This is a genomic window from Silvimonas sp. JCM 19000 (genome assembly GCF_054652575.1).
Genome location: NZ_BAAIHC010000009.1, coordinates 19,702 through 41,510, shown reverse-complemented (window position 1 = coordinate 41,510; position 21,809 = coordinate 19,702). Strand labels below are relative to the sequence as shown.

At 59.2% G+C, this 21,809-nt stretch carries 17 protein-coding genes and 1 pseudogene; 6 read left to right on the top strand and 12 right to left on the bottom strand.

The features are described 5' to 3' along the window. The first annotated feature begins 41 nt into the window (after positions 1–41). The 5 genes from ACYQ1A_RS10210 to ACYQ1A_RS10190 all read left to right on the top strand — a co-directional run bounded on the left by ACYQ1A_RS10210 (position 42) and on the right by ACYQ1A_RS10190 (position 7,738). Positions 42–362 (top strand): DUF485 domain-containing protein, encoded by a 321-nt coding sequence (locus ACYQ1A_RS10210; RefSeq protein ID WP_499361936.1) that lies wholly within the window; start codon positions 42–44, stop codon positions 360–362. Continuing rightward, positions 349–2,028 carry a cation acetate symporter gene (locus tag ACYQ1A_RS10205; protein WP_499361935.1) on the top strand — a complete coding sequence of 560 codons (1,680 nt, stop codon included), beginning with the start codon at positions 349–351 and terminating at the stop codon, positions 2,026–2,028. Before ACYQ1A_RS10210 ends, ACYQ1A_RS10205 begins: the two co-directional genes overlap by 14 nt. A gap of 404 nt (positions 2,029–2,432) precedes the next feature. Then, positions 2,433–4,400 (top strand): acetate--CoA ligase, encoded by a 1,968-nt coding sequence (gene acs, locus ACYQ1A_RS10200; RefSeq protein WP_499361934.1) that lies wholly within the window; start codon positions 2,433–2,435, stop codon positions 4,398–4,400. A 575-nt stretch (positions 4,401–4,975) separates the two neighbouring features. Beyond that, positions 4,976–6,994, top strand: a complete 2,019-nt coding sequence (gene uvrB, locus ACYQ1A_RS10195) for an excinuclease ABC subunit UvrB (RefSeq protein ID WP_499361933.1) — start codon at positions 4,976–4,978, stop codon at positions 6,992–6,994. 6 nt (positions 6,995–7,000) lie between these two features. Next, positions 7,001–7,738 (top strand): pseudouridine synthase, encoded by a 738-nt coding sequence (locus ACYQ1A_RS10190; RefSeq protein ID WP_499361932.1) that lies wholly within the window; start codon positions 7,001–7,003, stop codon positions 7,736–7,738. A 51-nt stretch (positions 7,739–7,789) separates the two neighbouring features. Here ACYQ1A_RS10190 and efp read toward each other — a convergent pair whose 3' ends face one another. Both efp and earP read right to left on the bottom strand, forming a co-directional pair. Further along, positions 7,790–8,353, bottom strand: a complete 564-nt coding sequence (gene efp, locus ACYQ1A_RS10185; RefSeq protein WP_053937294.1) for an elongation factor P — start codon at positions 8,351–8,353, stop codon at positions 7,790–7,792. A 90-nt stretch (positions 8,354–8,443) separates the two neighbouring features. Further along, positions 8,444–9,565 carry an elongation factor P maturation arginine rhamnosyltransferase EarP gene (earP, locus tag ACYQ1A_RS10180; protein WP_499361931.1) on the bottom strand — a complete coding sequence of 374 codons (1,122 nt, stop codon included), beginning with the start codon at positions 9,563–9,565 and terminating at the stop codon, positions 8,444–8,446. 961 nt (positions 9,566–10,526) lie between these two features. Between earP and ACYQ1A_RS10175 the strand changes: the two are divergent. Next, positions 10,527–10,616, top strand: a pseudogene (locus tag ACYQ1A_RS10175) (PEP-CTERM sorting domain-containing protein); the annotation flags it as partial. A 152-nt stretch (positions 10,617–10,768) separates the two neighbouring features. Here ACYQ1A_RS10175 and ACYQ1A_RS10170 read toward each other — a convergent pair. From ACYQ1A_RS10170 to ACYQ1A_RS10125, 10 genes are all read right to left on the bottom strand, one after another. Then, a complete protein-coding gene (locus tag ACYQ1A_RS10170; protein WP_499361930.1) occupies positions 10,769–12,136 on the bottom strand; it encodes a phosphohexomutase domain-containing protein in 1,368 nt (455 codons plus the stop codon). A gap of 82 nt (positions 12,137–12,218) precedes the next feature. Next, positions 12,219–13,640 carry a mannose-1-phosphate guanylyltransferase/mannose-6-phosphate isomerase gene (locus ACYQ1A_RS10165; protein WP_499361929.1) on the bottom strand — a complete coding sequence of 474 codons (1,422 nt, stop codon included), beginning with the start codon at positions 13,638–13,640 and terminating at the stop codon, positions 12,219–12,221. A gap of 23 nt (positions 13,641–13,663) precedes the next feature. Then, a complete protein-coding gene (gene rfbC, locus ACYQ1A_RS10160) occupies positions 13,664–14,212 on the bottom strand; it encodes a dTDP-4-dehydrorhamnose 3,5-epimerase (protein ID WP_053938684.1) in 549 nt (182 codons plus the stop codon). After that, positions 14,212–15,096: a glucose-1-phosphate thymidylyltransferase RfbA gene (gene rfbA, locus ACYQ1A_RS10155; protein WP_499361928.1), complete on the bottom strand. Its 885-nt coding sequence runs from the start codon at positions 15,094–15,096 to the stop codon at positions 14,212–14,214. Before rfbA ends, rfbC begins: the two co-directional genes overlap by 1 nt. A 66-nt stretch (positions 15,097–15,162) precedes the next feature. Next, positions 15,163–16,065, bottom strand: a complete 903-nt coding sequence (gene rfbD / locus ACYQ1A_RS10150) for a dTDP-4-dehydrorhamnose reductase (RefSeq protein ID WP_499361927.1) — start codon at positions 16,063–16,065, stop codon at positions 15,163–15,165. Position 16,066: 1 nt separating this feature from the next. Continuing rightward, complete coding sequence (rfbB, locus tag ACYQ1A_RS10145) at positions 16,067–17,125, bottom strand: dTDP-glucose 4,6-dehydratase (protein ID WP_499361926.1); 1,059 nt, start codon at positions 17,123–17,125, stop codon at positions 16,067–16,069. Next, entirely contained in the window at positions 17,122–18,270 is a 1,149-nt protein-coding gene (locus tag ACYQ1A_RS10140) for a DUF1972 domain-containing protein (RefSeq protein ID WP_499361925.1), read from the bottom strand. The genes rfbB and ACYQ1A_RS10140 overlap by 4 nt, the downstream gene beginning before the upstream one ends. After that, entirely contained in the window at positions 18,270–19,493 is a 1,224-nt protein-coding gene (locus ACYQ1A_RS10135) for a glycosyltransferase family 4 protein (RefSeq protein ID WP_499361924.1), read from the bottom strand. Before ACYQ1A_RS10135 ends, ACYQ1A_RS10140 begins: the two co-directional genes overlap by 1 nt. Continuing rightward, a complete protein-coding gene (locus ACYQ1A_RS10130; RefSeq protein ID WP_499361923.1) occupies positions 19,490–20,677 on the bottom strand; it encodes a glycosyltransferase in 1,188 nt (395 codons plus the stop codon). The genes ACYQ1A_RS10135 and ACYQ1A_RS10130 overlap by 4 nt, the downstream gene beginning before the upstream one ends. A gap of 136 nt (positions 20,678–20,813) precedes the next feature. Then, complete coding sequence (locus tag ACYQ1A_RS10125; RefSeq protein WP_499361922.1) at positions 20,814–21,803, bottom strand: glycosyltransferase family 2 protein; 990 nt, start codon at positions 21,801–21,803, stop codon at positions 20,814–20,816. Positions 21,804–21,809 lie beyond the last annotated feature (6 nt).

Genomic DNA, 21,809 nt, shown 5'->3' with positions numbered 1-21,809 from the left:
CCGCGTCGGTCTTACCGCATTGTTTTTTCAGGAGAGAGAGCATGGATGACCCCGTAATCCAGCGTATCCAGAACAACCCCAGGTTTCATGAACTGGTGCACAAAAAAAGCAGCCTGAGCTGGACGCTCGCCATCATCATCCTGGTGGCCTATATCGGTCTGATTCTGATGATTGCGCTGGCCCCGTCCGTGTTGGGTACGCCGCTGTTTGCGGGCGGTGTGACCACCATCGGCATTCCGCTGGGCATGCTGCTGATCGTGCTGGCGTTTGTACTGACCGGTATCTACGTGCGTCGCGCCAATGGCGAATTCGATACGCTTAATCAACAAGTGATCGCGGAGGCTCGCAATGCGCGCAACTGATCGCCTGACGCTGGCCAGCATGGCCCTGCTGTCCAGTTTGCCCACGTGGGCGGCCGGCGCGCTCGAAGGCCCGGTCAAGCAACGTGAGACCAACTGGCACGCCATTATCATCTTTCTGATTTTTGTCGCGTTTACCCTCGGCATCACTTACTGGGCGGCGCGGCGCACGCGTTCGGCCAAGGACTTTTACGCAGCGGGCGGTGGCATTACCGGGCTGCAGAACGGCCTGGCGATTGCGGGCGACTTCATGTCGGCCGCGTCGTTTCTGGGTATCTCGGCGCTGGTGTTTACCAAAGGCTATGACGGGCTGATCTACTCGCTGGGCTTTCTGGTGGGCTGGCCTATCATCACGTTTCTGGTGGCCGAACGCCTGCGTAACCTGGGCAAATTTACTTTTGCCGATGTCGCTTCGTATCGCCTTAAACAAACCCCGATCCGCAGCTTTGCCGCCACCGGCACGCTGATTGTGGTGACCTTGTATCTGATCGCGCAGATGGTGGGCGCAGGTCAGCTCATCCAGTTGCTGTTTGGCCTGCCCTACGCCACTGCCGTCATTATCGTCGGCGTGTTGATGGTGTTGTATGTGACCTTCGGCGGCATGCTGGCCACCACCTGGGTGCAGATCATCAAGGCGGTGATGTTGTTGTGTGGCGCCACGTTTATGGCGTTTATGGTGATGCAGGCTGCGGGCTTCAGCTTTGAAACGCTGTTCCAGACTGCGGTGTCGGTACACCCCAAGCATCTGGCCATCATGGCGCCGGGCAATACCTCGCCCATCGAAACCATTTCGCTGGGTATCGGGTTGATGTTCGGGACGGCCGGCCTGCCGCACATCCTGATGCGTTTCTTTACGGTTAAAGATGCCAAGGAAGCGCGCAAGTCGGTGTTTTATGCGACCGGGTTTATTGGCTACTTCTACATCCTGACTTTCATCATCGGCTTTGGCGCCATCATGCTGGTGATGGGCAAGCCGGAATACACCACCACGGTCATGGAGAAAGGCAAGCAGGTTACCCAGTTGATCGGTGGCGCCAATATGCCGGCCATCCACCTCGCCTACGCGGTCGGCGGCGATATGTTCCAGGGCTTTATCTCGGCGGTGGCCTTTGCCACCATCCTGGCGGTGGTGTCGGGCCTGACCCTGAGCGGTGCTTCGGCCATCTCGCATGACTTGTACGCCAACGTGTTTGCTCGCGGCCGGACCAACGAAGCGCACGAAATCCGCGTGTCGAAATACGCCACGCTGGGCCTGGGCGTGGTTGCCATCCTGCTCGGCATCGCGTTTCAGAAAACCAACGTCGCGTTTATGGTGGGCCTGGCGTTTTCGGTGGCGGCTTCGGCTAACTTTCCGGTGTTGTTCCTGGCCATGTTCTGGCGTGGCCTTACCACGCGCGGCGCGGTTGCCGGTGGTTCGCTGGGCCTGATCTGCGCGGTGGTCATGATCGTGACCGGCCCGACCGTGTGGGTGAAGATCCTTGGCAATGCCGCACCGATCTTCCCCTATGACAACCCGTCTATCTTCTCGATGCCGCTGGCGTTTATCGTGATCTGGGCGGTTTCAAAAATGGATACCAGTGCCGCTGCTGCGCAAGAAAAAGCAGCCTTCGACGCGCAGTTTGTGCGTTCGATGACGGGCGTGGGCGCGGAGGGGGCGGCAAGCCACTGAGGCGTAGCAGGATTGGAGACGAAGCAAAAAAAAACGAAGGTATGACCTGCAGCAAAAGAAAAACGGAGAAAAACCGTTGGAAAGCCCCGCCCTGTGCGGGGTTTTCCTTTTGGGGAACGCGCTGCGGCAACATGCGCGCGCAGGCTTTGGTGGTGCGCGGCTGCTTTATGCACCCGGCGGGTGGAGCAAGCCGCCACTGACGCGGCACGGTCTGCTTTTACGCAGGCAATGCCATGCGCCGTTGCCTTTTAGCGTGGGGCCGCCGTCGCTGCCTGATGCGCTGCCATGCTGCGGCGCAATATCAGCGTTACTGATTCGCCGCATCAAAAAACACGATTGGATTGCAGCCATAGTCAGCTTTAGAGTGCCATACACACTATTCCTTACTCCGCAGTGGAGCCCGCATGAGCACGATCGACTCGGTATTAAAAGAAAACCGCCTGTTTCCGCCCTCAGAGGACTTTCGCGTAAAGGCGAATGTATCGGGCATGGAGGGTTACAACGCCTTGTGCGACCAGGCCAATAGCGATTACGAAGGCTTCTGGGCCGATCTGGGCCGCGAGCTGGTGTCATGGAAGCAACCGTTTAGCAAAGTGCTGAACAGCACCGAGGCCCCGTTCTACAAATGGTTTGAAGACGGCACGCTGAACGTGTCGTACAACTGCCTGGACCGGCATCTGGCGGGCAGCGGCGACAAACCCGCCATCATCTTCGAAGCCGACGATGGCACCTCCACGCCGGTTACCTATCGCGAATTGCATCAACGCGTGTGCCAGTTTGCCAATGGCCTGCGCAGCCTGGGCGTCAAGAAAGGCGATCGCGTGGTGGTTTATATGCCGATGGGCGTCGAAGCGGTTGTGGCCATGCAAGCCTGCGCCCGCATAGGCGCGATTCATTCGGTGGTATTTGGTGGCTTCTCGGCCAAGTCGCTGCAAGAGCGCATCGGCGATGCGCGTGCCAGCCTGGTCATCACGGCTAACGAAGGTTTGCGTGGCGGCAAAGCGGTGCCGCTGCAAGCGGTGGTCGACGACGCGCTGGCCTTGGGCGGCTGCGAATCGATCAAGAACATCGTGGTGTACCAACGTACGCAAACTACGCCAGCCCGGTGGGATGAACGCAATGTCTGGTGGCACGAGCTGACGGCAGCACAGCCGACCGAGTGCGAACCGGAATGGATGAATGCCGAAGACCCGCTGTTTATTCTGTATACCAGTGGCTCTACCGGCAAACCCAAGGGTATCCAGCATTCCAGCGGCGGTTATTTGCTCGGCACCCTGGTGACAATGAAATGGGTATTCGATTACAAGCCGGACGATGTGTTCTGGTGCACCGCCGATGTGGGCTGGATTACCGGGCATTCGTATGTCTGCTACGGCCCGCTCGCCATCGGCGCAACGCAAGTGGTGTTTGAAGGCATCCCGACTTATCCGGATGCCAACCGTTTCTGGGCCATGATCGCCAGACACAAGGTCACCACCTTCTATACCGCGCCCACCGCCATCCGTTCGCTGATCAAACTGGGCGCCGATCTGCCCCGCCAGCACGACCTCAGCAGCTTGCGCTTACTCGGCACCGTCGGCGAACCGATCAATCCGGAAGCCTGGATCTGGTATCACGAAGTGGTCGGCGGCGGTCGTTGCCCGATTGTAGATACGTGGTGGCAGACCGAAACCGGCGCCAATATGATCGCGCCGCTGCCGGGCGCGGTGGCGACCAAACCGGGTTCTTGCACGCTGCCTTTACCTGGCATCCTGGCCGATATCGTCGATGAATCGGGCGCGCCGGTCGAGCCGGGCAAAGGCGGTGCGCTGGTGATCAAAAAGCCGTGGCCTTCGATGGTACGTACCATCTGGGGCGATCCGGATCGCTTCAAGAAAACGTATTTCCCTGAGGAATTCAACGGCCAGCTGTATCTGGCGGGGGATTCGGCGCATACCGACGAGAACGGCTACATCTGGATCATGGGCCGCATCGACGACGTGCTGAATGTCTCCGGCCACCGGCTGGGCACCATGGAAATTGAATCCGCGCTGGTGGCTAACCCGCTGGTCGCTGAAGCGGCCGTGGTGGGTCGCCCGCATGAAATCAAGGGTGAAGCCGTCGTGGCGTTTGTGGTGCTGAAGCAAAGCCGCCCCGAAGGCGAGGATGCCAAACGCATTGCACGCGAACTGCGCGAATGGGTGGCGCACGAGATCGGCAAAATTGCGCAGCCGGATGAAATCCGCTTTGGCGAAAACCTGCCCAAGACGCGCTCGGGCAAGATCATGCGCCGCCTGCTGCGCGTTATTGCCAAGGGCGAAGAGATTACTCAGGACGTTTCGACGCTAGAGAATCCGGCAATTCTGGAACAACTGCGGGTTAGTGCACTCTAATCCCGTGGCAGCACAGCATTACCCCGCGATTAAACCCGCGGGGTTTTTTTCTTTTGTGGAGAGGGGGGCGCTGCAGCACGGCCATTTTGCGTCCCGGCGGTACTCAGAATCCTCATGGCCTGCCTGGCCACTCCGGTTCTTCCGTTCCGGCGGTACGCAAACTGACCGCACTGCAGCGCCCCCGACACGGCTTTGTTGATTCTTGCAATGCGCTTCGCTGTTGCTGAGGCCAGGTCAAGGGCCAAAGCCGAAGCGACGGGATGCATAGGGTGGGTCAAGACCCACCGTCCAAAGTGGCCGGAGCGGGGCTTTACTAGCCCTCGACACGGCTTGGTTGATGCTGCGAGGCGCTTCGCTGTCGCGGGGCCAGGGCCAGGGCCAAGCTAAAACCCAAACCCAAGACGGAGCGCAAACCAATATCAAGGCCGGCGTAGGAAAACGCTGCCGTTTGGTCGCGACGGTGGCGATATTGAAATCTTTCCGGGGCAGCGCCACTTCTCATAGAACGTTCGTTTCATGAAGTGTTTTTTGCGCGTAGAATCCTTCGATTGCGCAAACGCCTTGAGGATAGTCCCGTGTTTGTAGAATTCCCGAATTCGCCGTACAAGCTGTTCCAGCCGTTTCCGCCTTCCGGAGATCAGCCGGTGGCGATCGACCAGTTGGTGGAAGGTCTGGACGATGGCTTGCAGTTTCAGACGCTATTGGGCGTAACCGGCTCGGGCAAGACCTACACGATGGCCAATGTCATCGCGCGCACGGGTCGGCCAGCCATTGTGATGGCGCCGAACAAAACGCTGGCAGCGCAGTTGTATTCCGAATTCCGTGAGTTCTTTCCGGAAAATGCCGTCGAATATTTTGTCTCGTATTACGACTACTACCAGCCGGAAGCCTACGTCCCGTCCAAAGACTTGTTTATCGAGAAGGATTCCTCGATCAACGAGCACATCGAGCAAATGCGGCTGTCCGCCACCAAAGCGATGCTGGAACGCCCTGATGTGATCATCGTGGCCACCGTCTCGGCCATCTACGGTATTGGCGACCCGAGCGATTATCACAAGATGATTCTGCACCTCAAAGAGGGCGAAACCCATCCGCAGCGCGACATCATCAAACGCCTGACCGTCATGCAGTACGAGCGCAACGAAATGGCATTTTCGCGCGGCACTTTCCGCGTGCGTGGCGACGTGATCGACATCTTTCCGGCCGAGAACGCCGAGCTGGCGGTGCGCATCAGCCTGTTTGACGACGAAATCGAAACCATCAACCTGTTCGATCCGCTCACCGGCCACATCAAACAACGCGTTGGCCGCTTTACCGTGTTTCCGTCCAGCCATTACGTCACCCCGCGTGAAACTGTGCTGCGCGCCGTCGAGACCATCAAGACCGAGCTCAAATCGCGGCTCGACTTCTATTACAAAGAAAACAAACTGGTCGAAGCGCAGCGGCTGGAACAGCGCACGCGGTTTGATCTGGAAATGCTCAATGAAATGGGCTTTTGCAAAGGCATCGAAAACTACTCGCGCCACTTCTCCGGCAAAAAAGCTGGTGAGCCGCCGCCGACGCTGATCGATTATCTGCCGCGCAACTCGTTGATGTTTCTGGATGAATCGCATGTGATGATCGGCCAGATTGGCGGCATGTACCGTGGCGACCGCGCGCGCAAAGAAAACCTGGTTGATTACGGTTTCCGTATGCCCAGCGCCATGGATAACCGGCCGCTCAAGTTTGAAGAATTTGAAGGCATGATGCCGCAGACGATTTTTGTCTCAGCCACGCCCGCCGATTACGAAGAGAAACACCAGGGCCAGGTGGTAGAGCAACTGGTGCGCCCCACCGGGCTGGTCGATCCGGAAATCGAAGTGCGCCCGGTCGGCACGCAGGTCGACGATGTGCTGTCCGAAATCAATAAACGCGCGGCCATCGGCGAGCGCGTGCTGGTCACCACGCTGACCAAGCGCATGGCCGAGCAGCTGACCGAATACCTCGGCGAGCACGGCGTTAAAGTGCGCTATCTGCACTCGGACATCGATACGGTGGAGCGCGTTGAGATTATTCGCGATCTGCGGCTGGGCGTATTCGATGTGCTGATCGGCATTAACTTGTTGCGCGAGGGTCTGGATATCCCCGAAGTGTCGTTGGTGGCCATCCTCGACGCCGACAAGGAAGGCTTTTTGCGCAGCGAACGCAGCTTGATCCAGACCATAGGCCGCGCCGCGCGTAACCTGAACGGCCGCGCCATACTATATGCCGACCGGGTTACTGATTCGATGCGTAAAGCCATCGACGAAACCCAACGCCGACGCGCCAAGCAGGTTCAGTTCAACCTCGACCACGGCATCGTGCCCAAGTCGATTACCAAGCGCATCAAGGACATTATCGACGGCGTGTATAACGCCGAAGAGGCCGCAGCCGATCGGCTCGAGGCCAAGAGCCAGCGTCTGGTGGAAGAAATGGACCAGAAAGACCTGGCACGAGAACTCAAGCGGCTGGAGAAAGAAATGCTGGCCGCCGCCAAGAATCTGGAATTCGAGAAAGCCGCGCAAATGCGCGACCAACTCAGAATCTTGCGCATGCGTGCGTTTGGCGCGGAATAAACAGCCTTGGCATTACCGATTGTGTTTATGGACGAGCAGATCGTCGCCATCCACAAGCCTTCGGGCTTGCTGGTGCATCGCTCCATGCTGGATCGCCACGAAACGCGCTTTGCCGTGCAATTGCTGCGCGATCAGTTGGGCCGCCGGGTGTATCCGGCACACCGGCTAGATAAAGGCACCTCCGGCTTGCTGTTGTTTGGCCTGAACCCGGAAGCGGGCCGCGCCTTGTCGTTGGCGTTTGAGCATCAGCAAGTGCACAAGCGCTATCACGCCATCGTGCGCGGTTGGCCCAGCGACGCGGGCGTCATCGACCATGCGCTGGCCAAGCAGCTGGATGAATCAGAAATCCGCGCAGGCGCGCCGCAAGGCCCGATCCAGGATGCGGTAACCGAATACAAGACCCTGGCCACCACCACCCAGCCGTGGCAAATCGATAAATATCCGGAAAGCCGCTACGCGCTGGTCGAACTAAACCCGATCACCGGACGACGCCATCAGTTACGCCGCCACCTCAAGCACATCAGCCATCCCATCATCGGCGACGCTACTTATGGCAAAGGTCAGCACAATCGCAAATTTGCCGAAGTATTTGGCCACGCGCGTTTGTTGCTGGCCTGCAGCGCCATGCAGTTTCCCCATCCGGTAACGGGCGCGGCCATCGCCCTCACCTGCCCACTGGCTGCTGACTTTGGCGATGTGGTGCGCGGGCTCGGTTGGAGCATCCCGGATGAGCTACAGGCGTAAAAAAACCCGCTGGCTAGCGGGTTTTTTTGTTTCAAGCGGCGGGCTTAAGACTTAAGCGCGCTTCTTGAATTCGAAGGTGCGGGTATCGATTTCGATGCGATCACCGATTTCGATAAACGCAGCCACCTGAATCTCGGTGGTGGTGCCTTTCAGACGAGCCGGCTTCATCACCTTGCCCGACGTGTCGCCACGGACGGCCGGTTCGGTGTATTCCACTTCGCGCACGATGGTGGTCGGCAGTTCAACCGAGATCGCCTTGCCGTCGTAGAACGTCACTTCGCACTGGTCTTCCATGCCATCAACGATAAAGCCAACTGCGTCGCCGACGTTTTCGGCTTCGACTTCGTACTGGTTGAATTCGGCATCCATAAATACGTACATCGGGTCAGCGAAATACGAGTAGGTGCAGTCTTTCTTGTCCAGAACCACGACGTCGAACTTGTCGTCTGCCTTGTAGATGGCCTCAGACGGGGCATCGGTCAGCAGGTTCTTCATCTTCATTTTTACAACAGCGGAGTTACGGCCCGACTTGTTGTATTCGGTCTTTTGCACAACCAGGGGTGCGCCGTCGACCATGATTACGTTACCCGAACGGACTTCCTGTGCGGTCTTCATCTCAAAATCTTCCTGTTGCAATAAGCTGAAACGTTGCTGTTCATAACCGGCACGCTGCAGCCGGTCGCTAAACGGGATTTTAAAAACCGGCTATTTTAGCCTGGCATTGGCGAATCTGGCCAGATTGGCGGCTAAATTCCCCAGGCCCTCCAGATGGGCGGCCCACTGGCGGGCATGTGTTTGCAAGGCGGGCCAGTGTGCGGCCACACCCTGCCACGCATTTGTGACAAGCGCGCCGTCATTCCATCCCTGCGTCAGCGCGCGTAAAGCCTGCGCCGCAGCAGGCTCGGCCGTGGCCAGGTACAAATCGAGGAATGCATCCAGCTTGATCTGATGCGCCGCGTCGTCTTGCGGATAAATGTGCCAGACCAGCGGGGCCGCCGCCCACTGGCCGCGCACAAAGCTGTCTTCGCCACGCACAAAGTTCAGATCGCAACTCCAGAGCAAGGCGTCGTATTCAGCTTGCGGGCTCATGGGCAGCGGATAAATCGTGGCCGCGCCATGCTGCAAACGTGCGCCCGCATGCACGGGCCCTGCCGTCGCGGCCAGCGAAGTCCAGATCCGTCCTTCCGGCACCAGAATATTCAAGGGCTGGGCACTGTCCGCCCACTGCTTTAACAAGGCAGGCAGCGCGGCGTTTTCATAGGCGAACAGGCTGATGCTGAAATCGTCCGGCGCCGTCACCCCGTGTGCGCTCAGCCAGGCGCGCCGCTGCGACGGGCCCCAGGCGGCACGGCGGGCGGGCAGATCATCTTCGCCCAACACCCCGCCCGTGCCGCTGCTAAAGCCAGGAAAAAAGAAATACTTGTTCAGTCCTCCCCCTTGCGGCGAGGGCAAAGCGTGGCAATCACTCACCCACGCTTCGGCGGACAGGTATTCCAGATTCAGCCACAACGGCGGTGGCTGCTGCTGGCGCATTGCGGCTACGACAGTGGCGGGCAACTCGCAGGCAAAGGCTTCGATAACCACATCTGCCTCGGGCGCACTGACCGTGGCCTCGGTCCAGTGGCACACGGTAACGCCCTCGACCGACTGCAGCGGCGCGTGTTGCACCGCCGAATGCAGTCGCGCAAAGGTAGCCAGATCATCCACCCACAGCGTCACCGCCGCGTTGTAGTTGTGATGTAGTTGACGTGCCAGCCGCCAACAAACGCCGATATCGCCAAAATTGTCGACGACTCGGCACCAGATTTGCCACCGTTTATCGGCCACGTGCTGTTGTCCTGTGTACTAAGAGGCGTGCACCACGCTGGCGCAGCCGAAATAATCGCGCGCACTGTAGTCGCAGAAACGCACTTACGAATACTGACGTTTTACTTTAATAAAGCCTGCAATCCAACGCAGCTTGGGCGTTGTAGCGCGGCGCGGGATTCTGACACGCGCCAGATCGGTGCGCCAGCAGCACCCGAAAAGCGCCGTTTTTCGCCTATTCTTTATCAGGATTTACTGTATTTCTTACAAATTCCTGCGTTTTACCGCCGAAAAGCAAAAAGTTATTGAAAGAATAGAGCTTACTTGGTAGCATGCAACAACTGAAATCAGGTGCAAAGCGCGCGGTGAGAAAGACCCTGCGTATTGCGATTTCAGCTGCACACAACAAGTCTCGATGCCCAAGCAGTATCGAGCAATCCCGCCGGGCCACGAACCGGAATGGGAGCTGCTGGTAAGCGTCCTTAAGGACGCACGCACAGCTTGATGTCACGGGGACCCCATAAGGGTATTACCAACGGCACAAAACCATCCGACTTGCCAAGGAGATCTACACATGAAACTTCGTACCGTTATCGCCAGCCTCGCGCTGGTCACCGCCTCTGCCGGCGCTTTCGCAACCGACCTGGGCACCATCGCTGAGGGTATTAACGTCTACACCGCAGCGGGCCCTGTCACCGGCGAATACACCGGTTCGTGGACGCTGGACACCGGCACCCTGGCTGGCGCACTGACCGCCTACTACTCCATCGCTGATGTGCCGAACGCGTTCTCTTTCCTGAACTCGTCGCTGTCGCTGTATGAAGGCTCCACCCTGCTGGGCACTGTGGGCGCCAACAGCTATCTGGGCGTGACCTTTGATCCGGGCGCGGTCTACACCTATGTGCTGAAAGGCACCGGTGCTGGCTACCTGAATCAAGGCAACTTCTCGCTGGGTATCTTCGCAGTCGGCGCTGGCCCGACCGCTCCGGTACCGGAACCTGAAACCTATGCCCTGATGGGTCTGGGCCTGGTTGCACTGGTTGCAGCACGCGCACGTCGCCGCAGCGTTTAATCCGCCGCAGCAACAACAAACGGCAGCTTCGGCTGCCGTTTTTTATTGTCCTGCCCAAAGATCAGCGCTGCGGGCAGGCGCGGGACCGCAAATACAGCGGGCGTTTTGATCATCGGCCATCGCCGCAATATCAAAACGCCCGCGATCCCGCCTTATGCCGCATCCACCAACTGCAAAATCCGCTCGGTCTGTTGCAGCATCAAGCCATGATCGCCACGGCTTTCCACGTTCAGCCGCAGCACCGGCTCGGTATTGGATGAACGCAGATTAAAGCGCCAGCTGCCATATTCCATGCTGATGCCATCAGTCTCGTCGATCAGACTTGCATGTCCTTCATATTCGCCACGCACGCGGGCAATGGCCGCAGCCGCGTCGGGCACTTTGCGATTGATCTCACCCGAGGACGGAAACTGGCTGATGCGCTCTGATACCAGTTGCGACAGCGCCTTGTCTTTCACGCTGATTAACTGCGCCACCAGCAGCCACGGGATCATTCCGCTATCGCAATAGGCAAAATCGCGGAAATAGTGGTGTGCGCTCATCTCGCCGCCATAAATCGCGTTTTCGGCGCGCATACGCTCCTTGATAAACGCATGGCCGGTTTTGCTCTGCACCGGCACGCCGCCGGTGGCTTTGACGATTTCCACAGTGTTCCAGGTCAACCGTGGGTCGTGGATGATCTTCTCGCCCGGATGGGTTTGCAGAAATGCTTCCGCCAGCAAGCCGACGATGTAATAGCCTTCGATAAACTCGCCGTGCTCATCAAACAGAAAGCAGCGGTCAAAGTCGCCGTCCCACGCGATGCCCATATCCGCCTTGTGTTCGCGCACCGCGTCCGAAGTGGCGGCACGGTTTTCCGGCAATAGCGGGTTGGGAATGCCATGCGGAAAGGTGCCGTCCGGCTCGTTGTACAGCTTGATCAACTGGATCGGCGCGCGCGCGCAGGCAAAGGCTTTTTCCAGCGCATCGATCACGTGGCCCGCGGCACCGTTGCCTGCGTTCACCACCAGCTTGAGCGGCCGCATTTTTTTCAGATCGATATAACCGAGCAGATGATAGATATAGTCGTCCAGCACCGACTGCTGCGTCAGCGTGCCGCGTTGTGCAACCGCCGCAAACTCATTGGCCTCGGCCAGTTTGCGCACCTCATGCAAGCCGCTGTCGCCGCTCACCGGAATCGCCCCGCCCAGCACCAGCTTCATGCCGTTGTAATCGATGGGATTGTGGCTGGCGGTCACTTCGATGGCACCGTCCACATCCAGGTGGAATGCGGCGAAATAAACTTCCTCGGTGCCGGTCAGGCCCAGGTCGATTACATCAACGCCGCCATCCATCAAGCCATTGGCCAGCGCCAGTTTGAGCGACTCGCTGGTCAGGCGCACATCGCCGCCCACTGCCACGCGTTTGGGTTTGAACTGTTCGGCAAAGGCGCGCCCGATGCGCCAGGCGATGTCTTCGTTCAACTCGTCGCCCAGCCGCCCGCGAATGTCATAGGCCTTGAAGCAGGTCAATGTGGTCATAGCAGCATCCCGTCATGAAAGCGCCAGCATGATGCTGGCGCGGTTGGTTCGATTGGATCGAGAGCCGTAGCCCTCAAAACACTTAGCCGCGGCCGTACACGTCCTGCAGCCGCACAATGTCGTCCTCGCCCAGATAGGCGCCGGATTGCACTTCAATCAACTCCAGCATCACCTTGCCCGGGTTTTCCAGCCGGTGTACCGCACCCAGCGGGATATAGGTGGACTGGTTTTCCGACAGCAGCAGTTCTTTGTCGCCATTCACCACCTTGGCGGTGCCGCGCACCACAATCCAGTGTTCGGCGCGATGGTGATGCATCTGCAGCGACAGCGATGCGCCCGGCTTGACCACAATGCGCTTCACCTGGAAGCGATCGCCCTGATCCAGGCCTTCATAGTTACCCCAAGGCCGATACACACGGCGATGCAGTAAGTGCTCGGTACGGCCCGCTTGTTGCAAGCGGTCGACGATCTTCTTCACGTCTTGCACATGGTCTTTATGCGCCACCAGCACGGCATCGGTGGTTTCTACAATCACCAGATCCTGCACCCCGATCGCGGCCACCATGCGGCCTTCGGTGCGGATATAGCTATTGCTGACGTTCTCGACCAGCACATCGCCGATCAGGTTGTTGCCGGCCGCATCGTGCTGCGCCACTTCCGACAGCGCCGCCCACGAGCCGATATCGTTCCAGCCCAGATCAGCGGCTTCCAGCACTGCGGCCTGCGCGGTGCGTTCCATCACGGCGTAATCGATCGAATCGCTGGGGCAAGCCTGGAAGGCTTCCGGGTCCAGCCGCAAGAAGTCCAGATCGCGCTGGCCCTTGTCGATGGCCAGTTTCACTTGCGCCAGCATCTCGGGCTGCAGCCGTTCCAGTTCAGCCAGATAGGTACTGGCCTTGAACAGGAACATGCCGCTGTTCCAGTAGTAATTGCCTTCATCGACAAACTGCTGTGCCGTCTCGGCATTCGGTTTTTCTACAAAGCGCTCCACCGAATACGCCCCGGCGGCGCCCGCCAGCGGCATGTTGCGGCGAATATAGCCATAGCCGGTGTGTGCGCGCGTGGGCTGGATGCCAAACGTCACCAGCTTGCCCTGCCCTGCGGCGGCACGCGCCTGGTCCACCAGCACGCGAAATTTTGCCGTGTCTTCAATCACGTGATCGGACGGCAGCACCAGCAGCAGGGCTTCCGGGTCCGATTGCGCGGCGATGACGGCGGCCACGGCGACGGCGGGCGCGGTATTGCGGCCCACCGGTTCCAGCACCAGCGATTGCGGCGCTACATGGATGGCACGCAGTTGCTCGGCTACCAGAAAGCGCTGGTCCTGATTGGTGATGATGATGGGCGCGGCCACATCGGCCAGGCCTTGCAAGCGCGTTGCGGTTTGCTGCAGCAAGCTGTGCTCGCCGTTCAGCGCCAGAAATTGTTTGGGATAGCCCGCGCGCGACAGCGGCCACATCCGGGTGCCGGAACCGCCCGACAGAATGACTGGAATAAGCGCCATGTTAGTAATCCTTGGTGACCGTATTACTGGAACGTATCCGCATCGCGCAACAAGGGCGCAGCGGCGTCTTTAGGCGACAACAGCGGCGTACCGCCGATGGCGGGCCACTCAATGCCCAGCGCCGGGTCATCCCAGCGCACGGCACGTTCGTGGTCTTTAAACCAGTAGTCAGTTGTTTTATAGAGGAATTCTGCGTAGTCCGAGGTCACGAAAAAACCATGGGCAAAGCCTTCTGGCACCCAGAACTGACGTTTGTTTTCGGCGCTGAGCAACACGCCCACGTGCTGGCCAAACGTAGGCGACGATTTGCGCATATCCACCGCCACGTCATACACCTCACCGGCCACGACGCGCACCAGTTTGCCCTGCGTATGTTCAATCTGATAATGCAGCCCGCGCAGTACACCGCGCGCCGAACGCGAATGGTTGTCCTGCACAAACTGCACCTCGCGGCCCACGGCCTCGTTAAAGTGCGTCTGGTTAAAACTCTCAAAGAAAAAGCCGCGGTCGTCGCCAAACACGGTGGGCTCGATGATCTTCAGATCAGCAATGGCGGTATCGATCACTTTCATCAGAACACCCGATCGTGAATCAGATTAAGCAGATAACGGCCATAGCCGTTTTTCTTCAGCGGCTGCGCCAGCTTTTCCAGATCGCCCGCGTTAATCCAGCCCTGGCGATACGCGATTTCTTCGGGGCAGCACACCTTCAGGCCCTGGCGCGATTCGATGGTCTGAATAAACTGGCTGGCTTCCAGCATCGATTCATGCGTGCCGGTATCCAGCCACGCGTAGCCGCGGCCCATGGTTTTAACGGTCAGCGTCTGCTCGTGCAGATACACGCTGTTGACGTCGGTAATTTCCAGCTCGCCGCGCGGCGACGGCTTGATGTTTTTGGCCACGCGTACCACGTCGTTGTCGTAGAAATACAGACCGGTGACGGCATAGCTGGAACGCGGTTGCGTCGGCTTTTCTTCGATGCTGATGGCGCGGCCATCTTCGTTGAATTCCACCACGCCATAACGCTCGGGGTCCTGCACGCGATAGGCAAACACGGTGGCGCCGCTTTCCTGCGCCGAGGCCTCTTGCAGCAGCTCGTGGAAATCGTGGCCGTAGAAAATATTGTCGCCCAGCACCAGCGCCACGTTGTCATCGCCAATAAATTCTTCGCCGATGATAAAGGCCTGCGCCAGACCATCCGGGCTCGGTTGCACCGCGTATTGCAGATTGATGCCCCACTGGCTGCCATCGCCCAACAGTTGCTCAAAGCGCGGCGTGTCTTGCGGCGTCGAGATAATCAGGATGTCTTTGATGCCCGCCAGCAGCAGCGTCGACAGCGGGTAATAGATCATCGGCTTGTCGTAGATCGGCAGCAGTTGCTTGGATACCGACAAGGTGGCCGGGTACAGGCGCGTGCCCGAACCGCCGGCCAGGATAATGCCCTTACGATTTTTCATTTTTGTCGCTCCTGGCGGATTGCGGCCCGCCCAGTGATTTTGAAATCGGATTTGCCGCTGGCTGCTTCAGCCACGCCCGGCGGACAACAGCGCCAGCGTATGGCGCACGCCGTGTTGCCAATCGGGCAGGCTCAGGCCAAAGGTTTCGCGCAGCAGCGTGGTATCCAGCCGCGAATTGGACGGCCGTGGCGCGGGCACCGGGTAATCGCTGGCCGGGATCGGCTTGATCGCCTCCGGTTTCACCTGCAGATTCCAGCCCAGCTCGGCCGCGTGTTCGATCACATATTTGGCGTAGCCGTGCCAGTTGGTTTCGCCACCCGCCACCAGGTGATAGGTGCCCCACGGATATTCACCGTCGACATCATCCAGATAGCGCGCCACCAGTTGTGCCGTCACATCGGCCAGCAGATTGGCCGAAGTGGGCGCGCCGTACTGGTCCGCCACCACATTCAGCGCATCACGATCTTTGGCCAGGCGCAGCATGGTCTTGAGAAAGTTGCCACCCCACGGCCCAAATACCCAGCTGGTGCGCAGCGTAACGTGCTTGGGTTGCGCCGCGGCCAAGGCCACTTCGCCCGCCAGTTTGGTTTTGCCATACACCGACAAGGGGCCGGTGGCATCCGATTCCTGATACCAGCCGTCTTTGTCGCCGGGGTAGACGTAGTCCGTGGAAAAGGTGAATACCGGCGCGCCAATCTGCGCCGCCACTTCGCCGATCACGCCCGACGCCACCGCGTTGATGGCATAGGCCAGTTCCTGTTCGCTCTCGGCCTTGTCCACTGCGGTATACGCGGCCGGATGCACGATCACGTCCGGGCGATGCGTCAGGATCAGATCGCGGATGGCGTCCGGTTTGGTCAGATCGCACTCGTGCACGTCAACCGCGGTCACGTCGCCGAGTACCGCCAGCGTCTGGTTCAGGGCAAAGCCCACCTGGCCGTTTTTGCCAGTCAACAGAATGCGCGGCATCTCAAGCTCCGTATTGCTGGTTGATCCACTCGCGGTAGCTACCGCTGGTGACATTGCCAACCCACTGTTCGTTATCCAGATACCACTGCACCGTTTTGCGGATGCCGGTCTCAAAGGTCTCAGCCGGTTTCCAGCCCAGTTCGCGTTCCAGCTTGCGCGCGTCGATGGCGTAGCGGCGGTCGTGGCCAGGGCGATCCTGCACATAGGTAATCTGGCTGGCATAAGCGGCGCCGTCGGCGCGCGGTTTGATGTCATCCAGAATGCCGCAGATGGTGTTCACCACATCCAGGTTGGCTTTTTCGTTCCAGCCGCCCACGTTGTAGGTCTCGCCCACTTTGCCGTCGGCCAGTACGCGGCGGATGGCCGAGCAATGGTCTTTGACGTACAGCCAGTCGCGGATCTGTTGGCCATCGCCATAAATCGGCAGCGGCTTGCCGGCCAGCGCGTTCAGGATCACCAGCGGAATCAGTTTTTCCGGAAAGTGATACGGGCCGTAGTTGTTGGAGCAATTGGTGGTCAGCACCGGCAAACCGTAGGTGTGATGCCAGGCGCGCACCAGATGGTCCGACGCGGCTTTCGAGGCCGAATACGGGCTGTTCGGTTCGTAGCGGTTGGTTTCAGCAAACGGCGCATCGGTGGCGCTGAGCGTGCCGTACACCTCATCGGTGGACACATGCAGAAAGCGGAACGCGGCTTTCTTGTCGGCGGGCAGATCGCCCCAGTAATGGCGCACCACATCCAGCAGATTGAACGTGCCCACCACATTGGTCTGGATAAACTCACCCGGCCCGGTAATCGAACGATCTACATGCGATTCGGCGGCAAAGTTAACCACGGCGCGCACATCGTGTTCGGCCAGCAGTTTGCCGATGACTTCGCGATCACCAATCCCGGCATGGACAAAAATATGGCGCGGATCGTCTTTCAGGCTGGACAGCGTGTCCAGGTTGCCGGCGTAGGTCAGTTTGTCGACGTTAATCACCGGCTCATCGCTCTGCGCGAGCCAGTCCAGCACGAAATTGCCGCCTATAAAGCCGGCACCACCGGTTACGAGTATCATGCTTTTGCTCCTGAGGCTTGTTCTGATTTGAGCGCAGCGCCTTGCGGCAGCCATTCGGCCAGCAAGGTTTCGTATTGCGCCAGCACGTCGGTCCATTCAAAGCGACTATGGAATTGCGCCAGCGCCTGCACTTGCAGTTGCGCCACCAGCTTGTCGTCGTGGACCAGTTCTTCGATGCGTTCGGCGCATTCGGCTTCGTTGGCAAAATAAACGCCCGAGCCCGCTGCCACCCAACGGTTAAAACGGTTGTCGTGGCCCAGCACGGCATTGCCCGCGCCCAACGCTTCTACCAGCGACGGATTGGTGCCGCCCACCTGGTGGCCGTGCACATAAAAGCGGCAACCGGCACGCAGACTGCTGACCACGTTCTTGTCGTAAATCGCGCCGACAAAGCGCACTTCCGGCCCCGCTGCGGCTTTGACTTCGCGGTGATAAGCGTGCTCATCCGGCTTGTAGTTGCCCAGCACCACCAGCGGCATGCCGCGTTGCTGCCGCGACCACGCGCGCACCACTTCCAGAATCGAGTTTTCCGGCTCTGCCCGCGCAATCAACAGGCCGTATTGGCCCGGCTGCAGATCGTATTTGGCCAGCACGTCATCGCTATAACTTGCCACCCGGTCCGCGCCGTACGGAATCATGGTGATGCGGCTTTCCGAGGTGCCACGCGCCAGATGCTTTTTGATTTCGGGATGGTCAGCCACCAGATGGTTGCCGAGGAAGGAGCCAGCCCATTCATTCATCCAGAACCAGGTTTTGGCGACGATGCCCCACTTAGCGCGCTTCCACTCAATGCCATCCATATTGATGACATTGTTGACGCCACGCAGACGCAACCAGGCGCAGAAAATGGCGGTGTTATAGCCCAGCGTCAGGCACAGATCGCCCACCTTGGCGGCATGTCTGGTGGAGATCCAGTCAAAGATGATGGTGGATTTGGCGCCATCGCCCGCTACCGGGATATTGATGCGGCGCACGCCGCGCCATTCGTCCTCGGTGATCGGGCCATTGCCTTCGTGCTGGCAATACACAGTCACTTTCCAGCCTTGCGCGGTCAGGTACAGCGCCAGAAATTCGGCAAAGGTTTCAAAGCCGCCATGCGCGGCGGGGACGCCGCGAATACCAAGGATGCTGATCTTCTTGTCCATCAATGCACTCCCAGACGGGCGTACACATCGCGCACGCCTTCCATATATCGTTGTTTGCTGAATTCACGCTCGACCAGTTGCCGCGCCTGGCGGCCCATATCGTTGAGCGTGGCGTCGGGCAGCGCAGAGACTTCCTCAATCCGGGCGGCCAGTGCATCGACGTCGGCGCTGGGGAAACTCCAGCCCGTGCTGTCGGCGCGCAGCAGTTCCGGGATGCCGCCGATGTCGGCGCCGATCACCGTTTTGCCGAGGGCAAACGATTCCAGCACGCTCATCGGGGCGTTTTCATACCATTCGGACGGCAGCACCACGGCGCGCGCGCCCTTGATCAGGTTGTGCAGTTTTTCGCCAGCGCAAAAGCCCATGAATTCGACATCGGCGCCCAGATCAGCCGCCAGTTGCTTCAGCTGCGCATCTTCCGGGCCGGTACCAGCCAGCTTGAGCTTGACGCCCGCTTTGGCGGCAGCGCGGATCAGCGTGGGCACGCCTTTTTCCCAGCTCAGCCGGCCAAAGTAGAGAAAGTAATCGCCCACCTGATAGTTGGGCTCAAACAGCCCGGCTTCGACAAAGTTGGGCACATAGTGGAAGCGCTCGCGCGGCATGCCCCATTGCACAAACTTCTCGATATAAAACTTGCTCGGCACCACCACCGCATCCAGGTTGTCGTGCCAGGTATTCAGTTGCTGGTTTACCCACGCTTCGGCGCCGACAATTGCGCTGGCCAGGGTCGAGCCTTTAATGCATTTGTGCTTGATCACATTCAGCACATTGCCATCGCTGCATTTTTCGCAGATGCCGGTTTTGTTCAGCATCAGATAGGCCGGGCAGGCCAGCTTGAGATCATGCGCCGTCATCACCACCGGAATACCGCGTGACTTCAGCACTGGCAGAATCGCAGGCGAAAGATGGTGATAAATGCAGTGCAGATGCGCCACGTCGGGCTGGAACTGGTCCAGCAGCTTGTTAAGCTTGCGTTGCGCCTCAAACGAGTACACCACCTTGCCCGCCATCAGCACTTTCTTCCACAGCGCGTACTGATGGCCCAGCTCCAGCTCATCCACAAAATACTGCGACCATTCGGACTGCACGTTCTTGGGGTGATGCATCGAGAAATAAGCGTTGTTCCAGCCCATCTCGCCAAAGATTTCGGCGTGGCGGAAATACACCACGTCCGAGCCACCGCGTGGGTAGTGATAGTTATTGATATTAAGCAGCTTGCTCATCGGGGCAGGCTTCCCAGAAAGGTCAGATATTGGTCGGCAATGCGCGACCACGCGCAGCGATCGGCCGCCGTGGCCATCTGCGCGGCGTATTGAGCATGGTTGGCCAGCACGGTTTCGATGGCCACGCGCGAACGTTCGGCGATGTCGTTGGCTTCAAACAATTCACCCGCCCCGGCCGGGATTTCTTCGGCAAAGTCGCCCACGCGGGTGGCGATGACGGGAATACCAAATGCCAGCGCCAGCTTCAGCACACCGCTGGTGGTGCCTTCGAGGTAGGGCAGCGCCACCACGTCGGAGGCGGCAAAGTAGTTTTCGACTTCTTCAAACGGAATACGCCGGTCGTGCATCAGCACATTGGGCATATGGCGCGCGGCCTCAAACGCGGCGGCAGCAGCCGCGCCGTGTTTGCTCATGTCGCTGCCACCGGCCAACAAGAACTTCACGTCAGGCCGGGTCTGCGCCATCAGTAGCGCGGTCTTGATAAATTCGAGCAAGCCTTTGCGCGGCTCCAGATGGCCAAAAAACAGCACCACCTTGTCGGTGGGCGCAATGCCACCAATGGCGGCGCGCGCGGCGGCTTTGCTCGGGTTGGTCTGGTTGAACAAGTCGTACACGCCATGCGGCACGCACAACATCGGGCGCTGTACGCCCATAGCCAGCACGGCTTTGCGCGCGGCTTCGGAATGCACGATCAAACCGTCGAACTGACGATAAAACCAGGTGTAGAGCGATTTGCTCCACGGTTTGGGGTAGTGCGGCAGCACGTCATGCACCGTCAGCGCCACGCGGATACCGGCACCGCGCAGGGCGGCCACGGCCAGACCTTCCAGCGCCGGATATTTGAGCGGCGCCTGGAACAGCACCACATCCGGCCGCCGCTTGAGCACGCCGCTCAGGTAGCGCGGTACGTCAGCAAAATACTGACGCGTGCGTCTGAACACTTGTTCAACGCGGAAACCCATCTTGCCAAACTGCGGGTTGATGCTTTGCGCGGTATACAGGGCCACCGGATTGTGTTTGGCGACTTCGCGGCACAAGGAAACGGAATAATCGGTGAGGCCAGAATTACCGGTAAAGCAAACCACTTCCAGCGCCAGCTTGTGCGCGGGCGCTTCTGCTCTTGATTCCGGCACCGCCTGTGCAAGCCCGGCTGCGCCCGAAACGGGTAATTCAACATTCGACACGTGATGCTCCGTTGACCAGATTCAAAACAAGCGCATCGCTGCAGCGATCCGCACGGCCTCTATCTTGTATTGCTTTACCTGAATAAAAACTTAAATGATGCGTCAACAAGCCGTAGTCGTGAGCTGCGCCACGATTTCAGAAGCCGGCGCCTTTGCGGCCCATCAGCCCGTCGACCATGGCCCGGCGCGTGGCTTTGAACAGGTTCCAGTCGCGTGATTTAACGGTGTTGCTCATTTCGCGCAGCACGCGCGCCACGGCCACCGGAAAAAACCAGCGTTTGCGCAGCCAGTAAAACCGGATGATGTTGCGATAGAGGTAGTACTGCGAAAGCGGCGAGCGCGCGCTCAGCGATTTGGTGCCGATGCTGCCGCCTTCCTTGTGATAAATGACGCTGTCGCGCGCGATGGCCAGCTTCCAGTCGCGGCCGCGCACGGCCCAGTCGACTTCTTCGTAATACAGAAAGTAGCTTTCTTCCATCAGGCCGACTTCGTCGAGAAAAGCGCGCGTCAGCATCAGCGATGCGCCCGAGATATAGGTCAGATCGCTGTCCTTGATCTCGCCCAGGCGCACATCACCCACCGGCGCGCCCTGCCCCAGCTGTCGGCCCATCGCCAGCTTGAAATTGAAGTACACGCCGCCATAAGCCTGCACCTGGCTGCGGTTGTGGTAGTACACCAGCACCGAGCCGCACATGCCGATATCGGGGCTGCGCTGGGTTTCGCGCACCAGCGCGGTCAGGGCATCGGGCGCGGCCACGGTATCGTTGTTGAGCAACCAGACCAGGCCGGCGTTTTGCTGCATCGAATAACGGATGCCATGGTTGTTGCCCTTGGCAAAGCCGCCGTTGTCGGGCGCGTCGATCAGATGCAGCGATTTGTGGCGAAAGCCGGTTTCGGCCGGGGTGCCGGCGTTGCAACGGGTCAGCCCGCCCTCGATCAAGGCGCGGCCGCGTTCCGATTGCGCCCACGCTTCGATCTGGTTCATCGAATCATCGCTGGAATGGTTATCCACCAACACTACATTGAACGCCGGGTAATCCAGCGCATACACGCTTTCCAGGCATTCGATGGTGTCGCGCCAACCATTCCAGTTCAGGATGACGATGCCGACGGCGGGCGTTTTCATGATCGC